At 62.4% G+C, this 13,318-nt stretch carries 12 protein-coding genes; 3 read left to right on the top strand and 9 right to left on the bottom strand.

The window, feature by feature from the left end:
• The first annotated feature begins 29 nt into the window (after positions 1-29).
• Positions 30-1,019, top strand: coding sequence for an amidohydrolase family protein (locus B0G57_RS07430; protein WP_158256606.1), 990 nt, complete (start codon positions 30-32; stop codon positions 1,017-1,019).
• 13 nt (positions 1,020-1,032) lie between these two features.
• Positions 1,033-2,313, top strand: a complete 1,281-nt coding sequence (otnK, locus tag B0G57_RS07425) for a 3-oxo-tetronate kinase (RefSeq protein ID WP_102607024.1) — start codon at positions 1,033-1,035, stop codon at positions 2,311-2,313.
• Positions 2,314-2,408: 95 nt separating this feature from the next.
• On the opposite strand, the gene B0G57_RS07420 is transcribed toward otnK, so the two are convergent.
• From B0G57_RS07420 to B0G57_RS07380, 9 genes are all read right to left on the bottom strand, one after another.
• Positions 2,409-4,151 carry a cobaltochelatase CobT-related protein gene (locus B0G57_RS07420; protein WP_102607023.1) on the bottom strand — a complete coding sequence of 581 codons (1,743 nt, stop codon included), beginning with the start codon at positions 4,149-4,151 and terminating at the stop codon, positions 2,409-2,411.
• Positions 4,152-4,155: 4 nt separating this feature from the next.
• A complete protein-coding gene (locus B0G57_RS07415; RefSeq protein WP_102607022.1) occupies positions 4,156-5,361 on the bottom strand; it encodes an ATP-binding protein in 1,206 nt (401 codons plus the stop codon).
• A gap of 35 nt (positions 5,362-5,396) precedes the next feature.
• Complete coding sequence (gene otnC, locus B0G57_RS07410) at positions 5,397-6,086, bottom strand: 3-oxo-tetronate 4-phosphate decarboxylase (RefSeq protein WP_189595328.1); 690 nt, start codon at positions 6,084-6,086, stop codon at positions 5,397-5,399.
• 100 nt (positions 6,087-6,186) lie between these two features.
• Positions 6,187-6,486, bottom strand: coding sequence for an antibiotic biosynthesis monooxygenase family protein (locus tag B0G57_RS07405; protein WP_102607021.1), 300 nt, complete (start codon positions 6,484-6,486; stop codon positions 6,187-6,189).
• An 80-nt stretch (positions 6,487-6,566) separates the two neighbouring features.
• Positions 6,567-7,880, bottom strand: coding sequence for an MFS transporter (locus tag B0G57_RS07400; protein WP_102607109.1), 1,314 nt, complete (start codon positions 7,878-7,880; stop codon positions 6,567-6,569).
• A gap of 163 nt (positions 7,881-8,043) precedes the next feature.
• On the bottom strand, positions 8,044-9,117 hold the full coding sequence (locus B0G57_RS07395; protein ID WP_102607020.1) for an isocitrate/isopropylmalate dehydrogenase family protein: 1,074 nt from the start codon (positions 9,115-9,117) through the stop codon (positions 8,044-8,046).
• Positions 9,118-9,131: 14 nt separating this feature from the next.
• A complete protein-coding gene (locus B0G57_RS07390; protein WP_102607019.1) occupies positions 9,132-9,560 on the bottom strand; it encodes a cupin domain-containing protein in 429 nt (142 codons plus the stop codon).
• Between the two features lie 35 nt (positions 9,561-9,595).
• Positions 9,596-10,966, bottom strand: coding sequence for an NAD-dependent succinate-semialdehyde dehydrogenase (locus B0G57_RS07385; RefSeq protein WP_102607018.1), 1,371 nt, complete (start codon positions 10,964-10,966; stop codon positions 9,596-9,598).
• A gap of 29 nt (positions 10,967-10,995) precedes the next feature.
• The gene (locus tag B0G57_RS07380; protein ID WP_102607017.1) at positions 10,996-12,018 is read right to left on the bottom strand and encodes an amidohydrolase family protein; all 1,023 of its coding nucleotides are present in this window, start codon (positions 12,016-12,018) and stop codon (positions 10,996-10,998) included.
• A 283-nt stretch (positions 12,019-12,301) separates the two neighbouring features.
• Between B0G57_RS07380 and B0G57_RS07375 the strand changes: the two genes are divergently transcribed.
• Positions 12,302-13,180, top strand: a complete 879-nt coding sequence (locus B0G57_RS07375) for a GntR family transcriptional regulator (RefSeq protein WP_102607016.1) — start codon at positions 12,302-12,304, stop codon at positions 13,178-13,180.
• Positions 13,181-13,318: the final 138 nt, after the last annotated feature.

The raw sequence follows: 13,318 nt of genomic DNA, 5'->3' as shown, positions 1-13,318 counted from the left end.
GCGCTTATAAAAACGAAGGAGACAGCAACATGGTCAATCGCAGGCAGATGCTGGTCGCAACCGGCGCCGCGCTGGGAGGTGCATCTCTCATTGGTTTCGGAAAGGTAATGGGCAAGGAGTTGGGGCACATGTCTCCGATCGGCTTTTCTGTGCCGACGGGCGTGGTGGATTCGCATTGTCATATCTTCAATCCCGAGAAGTTCCCCTATTCGGCGAAGCGCAAGTACACGCCGCCTCCTGCCACGGTGCAGGATCTACGGCGATTTCACTCCGCCATTCATGTGCGCCGCACTGTGCTCGTACAGCCGAGCGTCTATGGAACGGACAACGCATGTCTGATCGACGCGCTGGGACAACTCGGCCGAGACGCCCGCGGCATTGCCGTGATCGACCCGAGCTTTTCGAGCCAGCAGCTAGACGATTTGGCAGGCGCGGGCGTGGTGGGCGTGCGTATCAATCTCGAAGTCGGCAAGAACCACGATACGAATGTTGCCGTCGAGCGGCTGGAGAAAACGGTGCAGACGCTGCGCGGCAAGCCGTTCATCGTTCAGATCTATGCGGCCTTGCCGGTGCTCGCCGACCTCGCGCCACGTATCCAGGCGCAGCCTCATCCGGTTGTGATCGATCATTTCGGCTTGGCAAAAGCCGCCGATGGACCGGAACAGCCCGGGATGTCCGCGCTAATCGGCATGATGCAGTCGAAGAAGGTGTTCGTGAAACTATCCGGGCCGTACCAGATCTCGTTGCAAAAGCCGCTCTACGCCGATACCGCGCAGATCGGCAGCACGCTCGTCGAGGCGGCACCGGACCAGGTCATCTGGGGAAGCGATTGGCCGCACACGGGTGGCAGCGAGCGCAAGGCCGACGCGAAGCCTACTGACATAGAGCCTTTCCGTGATGAGGACGAGGGGCGTAACTTCTCGTTGGTGAAGACGTGGGCACCGGCGCCGATCGAGCGGCGCAAGTTGCTCGCTGACAACGCCAGCCGCCTGTTCGGCTTTGTCGACAGCGCGGTGTAATTCCATTGGGAGCATGGCATTGAGCAGACCTCTCCTCGGCTGTATTGCCGATGATTTCACGGGCGGCACGGATCTGGCCAGCACGCTGGTGCGCGGCGGTATGCGCACGGTCCAAACGATCGGTGTCCCCGCGCAGGCCGAGTTGCACGATGCGGACGCGATCGTCATCGCATTGAAAACGCGAACAGTCGAGCCGCAGGAGGCCGTACGTGAGTCGCTCGCGGCGCTGGAGTGGCTCAGAAAAGCCGGCTGCAAGCAGTTCTTCTTCAAGTATTGCTCCACCTTCGACTCGACGCCGAAGGGCAATATCGGCCCGGTCGCCGATGCGCTGGCCGATGCGCTCGGCGTCGACCTCGCAGTTGCCTGTCCTGCGTTTCCCGAGAATGGCAGGACGATTTACAGGAGCCACCTCTTCGTCGGCGATGTGTTGCTCAGCGAATCCGGCATGCGGGACCATCCGCTCACCCCGATGACGGATTCCAACTTGGTGCGTGTATTGCAATCGCAAACCCGGCGCAAAGTGGGGGCGGTCAAGCTCGACGCCGTTTCTCGTGGCCCGGATGCGATCGCGGCGGCGTTCGATTCGCTGCGCAGCGAAGGGGCGCGATATGCCATCGTCGATGCGGTAGCCGATCGCGATCTGATCAGTATTGGCGCCGCGTTGTCGGACCATCCACTCGTGACCGGCGGATCGGGCATTGCAATGGGCCTGCCGGAGAACTTCCGGCGAGCCGGCAAATTGACGGCGTCCGTATCGGCGGCGTCGGATCTTCCGAACGTCGTGGGGGCGGGCGTGATTCTCTCGGGAAGCTGCTCAGTGGCGACAAACGCCCAGGTGGAACACTGGAAGCGTTCGCGCCCGGCATTTCGGCTCGACGCGCTGCAGCTTGCCGAGGGCGACAGGCAAATCGAAGACGCTGTCGCCTGGTGTGCCGAGCGGCTTTCCGGCGGGCCCGTGCTCATCTACGGAAGCGCGGCGCCCGACGTTGTAAGAGCCGCACAGCAGAAGCTCGGTGCGGACGTTGCCGGCGCGCTGATGGAACGCGCATTGGCCACGATCGCGAGCGAGCTGGTTCGACACCATGGCGTGCGCAAGCTGGTCGTTGCCGGTGGAGAGACGTCAGGTTCCGTCGTCAAGGCGCTCGGCGTTTGCGCCTTGCGCATCGGCGCACCCATTGACCCGGGCGTGCCCTGGACGACAAGCAGCGGCAGTGAGCCGCTAGCGCTCGCGCTGAAGTCCGGCAATTTCGGCACTGTCGATTTCTTCGAGAAGGCGCTGTCGACAGCACCCTGAAGCAATGCCCGCCGAAGCGGCGCTATTCCGCTTCGGTATTTTTCGCGACGCGCTGAGCAGTTCGCGCGTGTCCACTCGCCAGTTCTCGTCCGTGCTCACGCATCGGATCGTTCCAGCATCCACTCCCTGTGCTTGAGTAGCGTCCGGCCGAGCACGTCGAAAGCCGCCTTCGGCAAGTCCTGCAATCGTTCGACGACCGCGCTCGTGGGATAGAACGTTTCGACTGCGTCAGTGAGAATGCCCACGCCGACCAGTTCGACGCCTCGCTCGCGCAGTTCGGTTATTCGTGCCTGCAGGTCGGCACGCAGGACGTCGGGATTGCCGTCGCCAGTTGCGGGATATCCATCGGAAAGCACCATCAAAATGTGACGATGTGCGCGGCGAGCGAGCAGCCTGGATGCGGCCCAACTCAGCGCTTCGCCGTCGGGGTTCTCGTGCCCGCATTCGACGCAGGTCAGACCGACCAGATTGTCGGAATCGAAACGTTTGTAGATCTGTAAATCCAGCCGTTCGACGAAGCGGTTGAAACCGGATGAGGCGTGGCCGGCCGCGAGCCAGCGTTCGTAGTATTCGCGCATCTCAACGTCTTCGATCGAACTGTAGCCGAGTACCTCCAACGGAAAGCTCAATTGGCTCAATGCGTCGCTCAACGCCGCGGCGCACAGGGTGGCGAGTTCGATCTTCTGCCCGGCCATCGAGCCGCTGCGGTCGATCAGGAGCGTGACGGCCGCGTCGCGGCCCGGTTTCACGAGCCGCGTGCGAAACGGCGTTCGGTAGCCCGGCGCGACGGCGAGCCTGACAAGGGAAGGGCGGTCCAGTTCACCGCGCTCCTGTTCGCGCCTCCAATGGGTCTGCTCGTCGGCCTTAAGCGCGCGTTCGAGCCTTGCCTTGAGCGATTCCGTTTGCGCGCGCGCGGTACTTCTCAGCTTTCTCCATCGGATAGCGTCGCCTTTGCCTGTGAAGTCGGCCTCGCGGTCGAATTGCGTCGTGATCGGGACGGATAGCGCAGCCCGACTCATCGCAGGACGATGTGGCTGCTTGCCGGCGTCGCCCGATGGCTGTTGAGCTGCATCGGACGCGGATCGGGTGAGGCCGCCACCCGTGGTCAACGCCGATGTTTGCGAAGAAGGTGGAGCATCCCCTGTGTCCGAGCCGTCCGACTCGAACTCGTTTCTGGTGGCAGGGGAATCGAGCGTGTCCTGTGCGTCGGCGGTCAACATCATGTTGTTCACGTCGCCCGCTGAGAGCTCGCGAATCCGTTCGATGAGTCGCAGCGCGATACGCATGCTGTCGGCCGTCGAGGCCGACCGGCTCGCTTCCTCGAGTAGATCGATACTCGCATGGACTGCCGCATTCAGCGAGGGACTGGACTCGATTGCTGTGGACTGCTCGTTCCACACATAGCGTTCGACATGCCAGGCGAGCTTTTCAGCCCAACTCAGCGTTGTCCATTGTGCGGCCGCTACCCGTGCCATTTCGGCACGGAGCCTGGTGAGAAAAGGTGCCACGCCGGGATAGGCGCGCGCCAGCTCGCAGCACGCGCGCCGATCGTCGATTGCCTGCGCGAGTCGGCGCGCAACGGGCGAGCCAACGCGCTCGATCGCATCCTGAGTTGCAAAACGCGCGCGGGCAGCCAGCAGATCGACATAGCCGGTCATCAATTCCTGCGAGGCATCCATGCCAGCAACGGCCGGCGGAAGCACGAATTGATCGTCGCGCAGACGCGGGCCGTCGTCCGCGATCACGACCGTCAGGCGGTCCTGTCCTGTCAACGTCCGCGCCAGACGGGACAGATGGGCGAGCGTATCGTCGACAGATTCCGTCAGCCCGAGGTCCATTCGCTCACCCGTGCGGATCGATATGGTGCTGGATGATGCTACGGATCAGCGCGACATCTTCCGCGCCGACTTTCGAGTAGATGGTCGGACCGGCGGCGACCTCCGGATCTCCGGTGCGCAGCATGAGCTCGGTCCAATCGAGCAACCTTCGGGTCGAGAACGCGCTGGCCAGGTCTTCTCGCATGAAGGCCTCGCGGCAGTCCGCCGCGATCGCGGCCAGCGTTTGCGCCATTTGCACGGACACGCGCCGACCAAAAGTGCGTAGCAGCACCTGTGCCTCTTCGTCGCGCGAGAGATAGTCGATGCGATAGACGCGCCATCGGTCCAGAAACGCCTCGTTCATGACATTGGCGCCCTGATAAAGGTGGCGATATTGCCCCATGGACCCGACGGCATTGGCTGTTGCAAAGAGCCGGAACGAGGGATGCGGCGCAACGATTTCGTTGCCTTTTTCCTTGAGCAGCAAGCGGCCGCCCGGCTCGAGCACGGCAGTCAGAACCGCAAGGATCGCAGGCTCCGCAAAGTCGACTTCGTCGACGATCAGCCAAAGGCCTTCGCGCATGGCCGTCGGCAATACGCCATCGACCCAGAGGGTCTCGCCTCCTTTCACGGTCCAGAATCCAACGAAATCGCCGACCGTTGTCTGCCCGTTCATATTCGAGCGCAGCACGCCCTGATTGGTGTGCGCGGCGACCTGCTCGATGAGACTGGTCTTGCCGCTGCCGGTGTGACCGATCAGCAGAATACGGCGATTTTCAACGATGTCCCGCAGAACGTTGTCAAACCGCGGGGCGAAGAGGTAGGCGCGATTCACGGCGGGCACGAATGGCCCACCATTTCCGTGCGGCATCGCTACATTACCGACACGTGTGCCGGCGAGCGAACCGTCGCGCTCGCCGGGCGTTTGTCCAGCACTCTCGAGCAGGTCCCGCATGAACGTCGATCGATGGATGGGCTTCTCGTCAGGTCCGGCATGCTCGCGGCGGACGAATCCTTCACGATCCCACTTCAGCAGCTTGGCCTTCAGGTTGTCGTAGTCGACCACCGTATCGATGTGCTGCTCGCCATTGGCACGGCGATGCCGGATTCGGTACAGATGCGGCCGCTCGGACGGACTCACGGTCCACTGACCCGCGGTCACGTCCGTCGGGTGATGGTAGGTACCGGTCGGGTCGTCGTCTTTAATGCTGTTCGCCGCTGGGACTTTCATGGCTAGATGCGGGACGTGTTGAGCGTCGTTGCGCGCTACCAACGGGCGCCAAATGTATTGCGCAGCTCGTCGATGGCGTCCGTTGACATCGGCGTGGCAGAGCGCGCGAGCGACATCCACAGCAACGCCGTTTCCTCGAGCTCTTCCAAAGCGAACGATGCGGCCGAGACGGTTTTTTCCCAAACGACCGGACCCAGTCGCTCGAGCAACACCGCGCGCACTTTCGGCGCGAGTACGGCGACCTGGTCGGCAACCTCCGGTGCGCCTGGCCGATGATACGGGATGAGCGGCACGTGGCCGACCTTCATCACGTAGTACGGCGTGATTGGCGGGATGACGTCGTCGGTGCTCCAGACGCCAGCCAACGTGAGCGCGACCAGACTCGTCGAATGCGTGTGTACGACTCCGCGCGTTTCCGGTGAATTCTCGTAGATCCTGCGGTGAAGCGCGAGCGTTTTGGAGGGACGCCCGCCTGATAGGTGCTGCCCATCACAGCCTACTTTGGCGATATCGTTGGGATCGAGTCGGCCAAGGCATGCGTCGGTTGGTGTGATCAGCCAACCATCATCAAGGCGCGCGCTGATATTGCCGGCGCTCCCCACTGTGTATCGGCGGGAGTAAAGACTCGCGCCGACCGCGCAGATCTCCTCGCGGATTTCGGATTCAGCAACTCCCACAGTTCCTCCAGCAGAGCATAGGTGGCCAAGACCGTACGCGTCGCGCATTCGGCCCTTCACCGTCGGTAGCCCGGCAGCGATCGATAAATTGTACTGTTTTGCAATGGCATACATTGTCGCTCAGAATGCCGTCCAACGCGCGGATATGTCAAAGGCCGGCTTCGGTCGCCTCCGTATGAAAGACCTCGGGCGGTCGAGCAAAATGAGAGCCGACGAGTTGACGCCACGTCTGAAAATCCTGGGATTGGCGAAATCCGATCATGTGGTCGTCGACGGTTTCCCAGCGAACGAGAAGGACATATCGGTTCTCGGTTTCTATCACGCGATGAAGCTCAGCGCCGCCGCAACCCTGGGCGCGGGCGAAGAGGGGAAGTGCTTGCGCGACACCGGCCTCGAAACCTGCCGCATGGCCGGGCAGGACTTCGATGTGCGCCATTTCAAAGATCATGTGGTACTCCTGGTCGGAAAATGTTTGATCGACGCCCGGCGAAACGCCGTGGCGTCGACCCTCGCGGGAATTTGATGGGTTTACTCTTGGCGCGCAAGTACCGGGAGGGTGGCGGCCAGCGCCGCGGAAACGCCGAGAATGGCCGCCATCGCCCAGATGCCGGCGGAAAACGTGCCGGTCGTCTGCTTCAGAAAGCCCACCAGATAGGGGCCGGCGAATCCGCCGAGCGTCCCGAGCGAGTTGATGAAGGCCAGGCCGCCCGCTGCCGCGACACCGGTCAGAAAGCGAGTCGGGATCGTCCAGAAAATCGCGCGGGCGGAACTGACCGCCACCACGGCCAAACTCAATCCGATCATTTCGACCACGATGCCATTGGCGCATGCCGACAGCGCCAGACCCGCGGCGCCTACCGCGCATGAAGCGACGAGGTGGAAGACGCGTCGGCCGCTGCGATCGACGGCGCGCGCCCAAATCAGCATGCCGATCACGGCGGCAATATAAGGCACGGTCGAAAAAAGCCCGACGTTGACGACGCTGAACCCGTGACCTCTGAGAATCAGCGGCAGCCAGATACCGACGCCATACGAGCCGAGAATGAAGCCGAACTGGGTCGCCGCCAGAAGCAGCACGCGGCCGTCCTTGAGCGCGGCAAACAATGCGGTCGTGGGCTTGCGCCGCGGTTCTTCTGAGAGCATCCGGACGAGTTCGGTGCGCTCGTCGTCCGTGAGCCAGTGAGCGTCGTTCGGGTCATCGCGCAGCAGCGCGTAGACCGCGAAGCCGATCAGCACGGCCGGAAGCCCCTGGATCAGGAACATCCACTGCCAGCCGTGCAGTCCCGCGATACCGTTCATTTCCAGCAGCAGCGCGGACATCGGGCCGCCGATAATCGACGACACCGGTACACCGAGCATGAAGAAAGCGAGGACGCGGACGCGATATTGTGCGGGAAACCAGCACGCCAGGAAGAACGTCACCCCGGGAAAAAAGCCGGCTTCCGCAACGCCGAGCAGCAAGCGCAACACGAAGAAGCTTGTCGGTCCCTGAACGAACGCGGTCGCCGCCGAGGCAAGTCCCCAAGTGATCATGATGCGCGTGAGCCAGCGGCGCGCACCATACCTGTACAGCGCGAGGTTGCTTGGAATCTCGCAGAGACAGTAGCCGGCGAACAGGACGCCCGCGCCCCAGCCGAATTGCATCGGCGTGAGACCGATATCCTTGTTCATCGTCAGTGCCGCAAAGCCGACGCTCGTGCGGTCGATGTAGTTGAAGATGAAGGCGAGCGTCAGCAACGGTAGCAGTCGCCAAGCATTCTTTCGCAGCACGCGCTGCCGGATCGCCATGTCGGCGGGACGGTTTTCGGGCGGCACGTCCATTGCCATTGATTCGGAATGCATATTGAATCCTTCGGTGGTGGCTCTCGACAAGGAAGCCGTAGTCGTCTTGACCGGCTGGCTTACTTGCCCAACGCGCGCGAATTCCACGCTGCCATCATCGAACGTCTCCTTGATGGTTGTAGTGTTCCGACAGAGGGGACTGCTCCGTCGGACGGATCGCAACTCAGGCCTTTTGGACCGACGCGGCGACATGCTCGGCGAAAGCCGTGCAGCCCATGGTTCCACCCAGATCGGCCGTACGGGTTTCGGGATTTGCCAGCACTGCGTCGATCGCCGCGTCGATTGCATCCGCTGCGCGGACGAAGTTCGATTTCTGGCGATGTTCGCCAATCCAGCGCACCAACATGCTCACCGAAAGAATCATCGACGTGGGGTTTGCCTTGTCCTGATTCTGGATATCGGGCGCCGAACCGTGTTGCGCCTGTGCGCAGCACAGGGCGTCGCCTGCCATCACCGAACCGCCGAGACCCAGACTGCCCGAAAGTTCCGCGGCCAGATCGCTGATAATGTCGCCGTAGAAGTTGGTCGCGACGAGCACGTCGAACGTTTCCGGGTTGCGAACAAGGTGCGCGGTCGACGCGTCGACGAGAAGGTCGTTCAGTTCGACTTCCGGAAAATCCTTGGCCACATTGCGCACGCACTCGAGGAACAGGCCGTCCGTCATGTGGAAGCTGTTCGCCTTGTGAATCGCGGTCACCTTCTTCCTGCGCTTCATCGCGAGTTCAAAAGCCCGGCGCGCGATGCGCTCGCTGCAATGTCGCGTGATCTTGCGCACTGAAAGCGCCATGTCCTTCGACGGCATCATTTCGCCCCAGCCCAGCGCCATGTTTCGGTCCGGGTAGAAGCCTTCCGTCGCCTCGCGCATGATGACGAGGTCCATGCTCTTGCCTTCGCGCATGTTCGATGTCAGGAACGGACGTGTACGGGACGGGCGCACGTTCGCATACAAATCGAGCTCGCAGCGAAACGCCGCGGACACGTTGCGGCCGCCTTTGTCGGGGGGCGGGTAGTCCGCATGCGAAATGGTGCCGAGAATGAGGCCGTCGAAGGTGGGCGCCTTTTTCAGCACTTCCGGGCGCAGCGTCGTGCCGTACTTCTCGAGGCTTGCGAAGCCGATGTCTTCGTAGTGATATTCCAAGCCGAGGTCAAAGAGCTGGTCGGCTTTGCCGAGAACGTGGATGGATGCGGCGGTGATTTCTGGGCCAATGCCGTCGCCCGGACAAACGAGGATACGCATGATGATTGATCGGGTTAATTCGAAGAAGGGCTTTGATGCTCCGCGGAGACGGGGCGGGTCTCACCGGTGTCTGCGAGCGTGCGCGTCGCGTCCTGACGCGCATAGATCCACAGGATCTTCATCGGTTCGGTCTCCGAAATATTGCGGAATCGATGCGGCACGTTCGGTGGAATGAACGTCGTGTCGAGCGGCTTGAGTTCATATTCGAGGCCGTCGATATCGAGGATCGCATGCCCTTGGACGAGTACCACGCTTTCCTGGCAGTTATGGCTGTGGAACGGAATCTTCACGCCGGGTGCGAACGACGTATAACCGGTGATGAAGCTGTCCGAGCCGACCGACTTGCCGACGAGCGGCGTGGTGCTGGCGCCGCCGCCGCGATCGTAAGTCGTAAGTTGCTCGGGTTTCAGGAGGGCGGCTCCCGAGGGCGTCTTGATGGTCATGGCGGGTTCCTTTGGGGACGGTCGAGGGTGCGGAGTCAGGCGGCGGGGCCAATCCAGACTGTTTTGACGTTGGTGAATTCGCGGATGCCGGCGGCGCCGAGTTCTCGGCCATAGCCCGATTGCTTGATGCCGCCAAAAGGCAAACGGGCGTCCGACGCGACGAGGCCGTTGACGAATACGGCTCCAGCTTCGATTTGGCGCACGAGCGTCCTCGCTTTTTGCAGGTCGGCAGTCCACAGCGCTGCGCCCAGGCCGAACTCCGTCGCGTTCGCGAGCGCGACGGCTTTTTCAGTGCTGCTGACGCGCAGAATGGCCGCGACCGGGCCGAACGTTTCCTCGACCGCCGCCGCCATATCGGGCGCGACATGGTCCAGCACGGTCGGCGCGTAGAAGAAGCCCGGACCGGCGATGGCATGGCCACCAGCCTTGAGGACAGCGCCGGCTTCGACCGTGCGCTCGACTTGACGATGCAGTTCGTCGCGTAGATTTGCGCGCGCCATCGGGCCGATCGTCGTGTCGCGCCGTGTAGGGTCGCCGACTTTGAGCTGCGCGACGCCTTGGCAGAACAGCTCGACGAAGCGATCCGCGACCGTCTCGTCGACGATGAAGCGCTTCGCCGAAATGCAGCTCTGGCCGGTGTTCGAAAAGCGTGCCTTGACGGCGGCCTTCGCGGCGGCTTCCACGTCCGCGTCGGCCAGTACGATGAATGGGTCCGAACCGCCCAGTTCGAGCACCTGCTTCTTCATCGCACGGCCCGCCTGCGAGGCGACCAGCTTGCCGACGGCGGTCGAGCCGGTCAGCGTCACGGCCGCAATGCGTGGGTCGTCGATGAGTGCCGCGACGTTTTCCGGTTCGATGAGCAGCGATGCGATGAGTCCATCGGGCACTTCCGCTTCGGCGAAAAGATTGTTAATGACGAGCGCGCATTGCGGCACGTTACCCGCATGCTTGAGAATCGCTCCGTTGCCTGCGCAGAGTGCGGGCGCAGCGAAGCGGATGAACTGCCACAGCGGGTAGTTCCACGGCATGATAGCCAGCACGACACCGAGCGGGTCATACGCGATGTAGCTTTCGGTTGCGTTGCTCGACACGGCTTCGTCGCCGAGATAGTTGCCCGCGTTCTCCGCATAGAAGCGGCAGGTCCATGCGGACTTCTCGACTTCCGCTTCCGCTTCGGCGATGGGCTTGCCCATTTCCAGCGTGATCAGCGCCGCGAGCGCCGCCTTGCGACGTTGCAGGACTTCACCGATGCGCGCGACGGCGGCGGTGCGAACATTCAGCGGCTGTTTCGCCCATGCGCGCTGGGCAATCTGCGCGTTCGCGAGCGCCTGCTCGATGCGCTCGGGTGTATCTGAGCCGAAGGTTGCGACAACTTGTTCGGTGGCGGGGTTAAGGGTGCGAAACATGAAAAAATCCTCGGTGGGCAGCGGGTGGGTCAGCTTGCCTCGGCGGCAAAGCCATAAAGTCGTGCGGGGTTGTCGACCAGAATCTGTTGCAGTACAGCGGCGGTTTCCGCCCATGCGAGCATCTGATTGAGCGCGCGGCCGGCGTCTTCCTTGCGGAATGGCTCAATGCGCGCGAGGTCACCGTCGCGATGACTCGCGCTGCCCGTATGTGGCCAGTCCGACGCCCACAGCATGCGGTCCGGCCGGCTTTGGACGAGCCGCTGCGCGAACGGGGCGATATCGGCGTAGTCGGGCGCCTGCCGCGATGCACGATAGGGGGCGGAGAGCTTCACGTAGACATTGCCGGCCTTTACTAGCTGCAGAACCGTCTCGAATGCATCCCGCTGCTCGGGCTGTCTGGCGATGCGCACGCCGGCAAAATGGTCCAGTACGACCGGAACCGAGAGCTCGGCAATCGCGGGCGAGAGCGCGGCAACGACATCCACATCGGCATAAATCTGGATCGACCACCCCAGTGGGGCGACAGTCCGTGCCGCACGCTTGAGCTGCGAGAGGGCCACTGTCTCGTCGCGCACGCCCTTTACCTCGAGATTGAGGCGAACGCCGCGTACGCCACCGTCATGCAACGCGCTCAGTTCCGCCGCGGTGATCGAGTACGGATCGATGACCGCGATGCCGCGCGCGCGCCATGTTCCCAACTCCTTCAGCGCGGCGAGCATAGCGGCGTTGTCGGTACCGTACACGCTTGGCTGCACAACGACGACGCGCTCAATGCCGAGGCGATTTTCAAACTGAAGCAGATCCGAAATCAGCGCGGGGCCGGGCGTGTACGAGCGCTTTGCCGCGAACGGATACCGCTCGGCGTCGAACACGTGAATGTGACAGTCGCAGCTTCCGCGCGGGAGTGCGAACGCTGGCGGGCTAGGGTTGTTGCACGGCGCCGGCACGGCGGAACTGCCCGGAGCGCCGGATGGGGACGCATCCGCGCATGCCGGCGGCACCCGGCCGTCGGCCGCTGCAAAGCCTGCTGTAGGAAGGTTGCTGCGATACATATGACTCTCGCACGATCGGAACTGGCTTGTATTTTATGTTTACAAGATACGATGTAAAGGTTTTTTGTGCGTTTTTAGTACCATACAGGGTAAACCACAGTGCCGGCGCACGTGTCAGGCAAATCGCTAGAAGCGGAACCATTCGCTGGAGATGGTGGGCGAGCGCGCCTTCGGGTGGTTGCCGATGGATGGTCGGGCGGCATGCGATGAGGTTCTGTGTACTATCAAAAAACCAATAAACGAAATGTGATAGCATGACCAGGATTCCACCATTTCGACTGCCATGCCCCGCGCTTTAGCCGACGTGCTCGCGACGAACATCCACCAGCACATCACCCAGTCTGGTATGGCTCCTGGTACGCGGTTGCCGGAGCGCGCGCTCGCGGAGCAGTTCAACGTATCGCGCTCACCGGTGCGCGAGGCGCTCAAACGGCTCGCTGCCCAATCAGTCGTCGCCGCACATCCGGACGGCGGTTATGCGGTAGCGGAGGGCATTGCGCCCGCAAGCGGCGCGGGCGTCATCGAGATCGAAACCGTCGATGCCGACGAGCAGACCTATCTTGCGATTGCCGAAGATCGTCTCGCGGGGCGCCTGGAAGACCGCATAACGGAAAACGAACTGATGCGGCGGTACGGCATCACGCGTGCGCAACTCCATGCGGTGCTGCGGCGGATGGCGCAGGAAGGATGGATCGAAAGACGGCCGGGGCATGGCTGGATGTTCCAGTCCGTGCTGACGTCTGCGGAGACCTATCGACAGGGTTACCGGTATCGGCTGCTGATTGAGGCGGCCGGGATACTCGAGCCGACATTCCGGCTGGATCGCGACGCGCTGATGCGCTGCCGTATCGAGCAGGAGGGGCTCGCGAACGGCGGTGTGCGAACGGCGTCGCCGGCGGCGCTCTTCGACGCGAATAGCCGGCTGCATGAAACGATCGCCGCCTGCTCGGGCAATGTCTTTATTCTCGACGGCTTGCGTCGTCTCGATCGCTTACGCCGGCTGATGGAGTATCGAAAGGCCGTAGACCGCGATCAGGCAGAACGGCGCTGCCGCGAACATCTCACGCTGATTGACTTTCTTCTCGAGGATCAGCGCGAGGCCGCAGCGGATTTCATGAAGCTCCATCTGCGTAACGCGGTACGCGAAAAGACATCGGACTGAATCGGCCTCCGCTTGCCGCTACGCATCGATGTGCGGAGAACTCGTTCAGCTGGGTGGTATGCAAACGCAAGAAAATTGCATATCGATCCGCGACGTTGCGCGTATATACCGCGCTGTCTGAAATAACATTCTCCTCCA

It is taken from the genome of Trinickia symbiotica, assembly GCF_002934455.1.
In the GTDB taxonomy this organism is placed as follows: domain Bacteria; phylum Pseudomonadota; class Gammaproteobacteria; order Burkholderiales; family Burkholderiaceae; genus Trinickia; species Trinickia symbiotica.
This window is presented reverse-complemented; position numbering and strand designations above follow the sequence as displayed.

Bases quoted from the DNA above. Each gene is read 5' to 3' on its own strand.
- B0G57_RS07380 (WP_102607017.1), bottom strand. From the start codon at position 12,018: ATGTATCGCAGCAACCTTCCTACAGCAGGCTTTGCAGCGGCCGACGGC.
- B0G57_RS07415 (WP_102607022.1), bottom strand. From the start codon at position 5,361: ATGAAAGTCCCAGCGGCGAACAGCATTAAAGACGACGACCCGACCGGT.
- otnC (WP_189595328.1), bottom strand. From the start codon at position 6,086: ATGCGCGACGCGTACGGTCTTGGCCACCTATGCTCTGCTGGAGGAACT.
- B0G57_RS07385 (WP_102607018.1), bottom strand. From the start codon at position 10,966: ATGTTTCGCACCCTTAACCCCGCCACCGAACAAGTTGTCGCAACCTTC.
- B0G57_RS07420 (WP_102607023.1), bottom strand. From the start codon at position 4,151: ATGGACCTCGGGCTGACGGAATCTGTCGACGATACGCTCGCCCATCTG.
- B0G57_RS07405 (WP_102607021.1), bottom strand. From the start codon at position 6,486: ATGATCTTTGAAATGGCGCACATCGAAGTCCTGCCCGGCCATGCGGCA.
- otnK (WP_102607024.1), top strand. From the start codon at position 1,033: ATGGCATTGAGCAGACCTCTCCTCGGCTGTATTGCCGATGATTTCACG.
- B0G57_RS07375 (WP_102607016.1), top strand. From the start codon at position 12,302: ATGCCCCGCGCTTTAGCCGACGTGCTCGCGACGAACATCCACCAGCAC.
- B0G57_RS07400 (WP_102607109.1), bottom strand. From the start codon at position 7,880: ATGCATTCCGAATCAATGGCAATGGACGTGCCGCCCGAAAACCGTCCC.
- B0G57_RS07390 (WP_102607019.1), bottom strand. From the start codon at position 9,560: ATGACCATCAAGACGCCCTCGGGAGCCGCCCTCCTGAAACCCGAGCAA.
- B0G57_RS07395 (WP_102607020.1), bottom strand. From the start codon at position 9,117: ATGCGTATCCTCGTTTGTCCGGGCGACGGCATTGGCCCAGAAATCACC.
- B0G57_RS07430 (WP_158256606.1), top strand. From the start codon at position 30: ATGGTCAATCGCAGGCAGATGCTGGTCGCAACCGGCGCCGCGCTGGGA.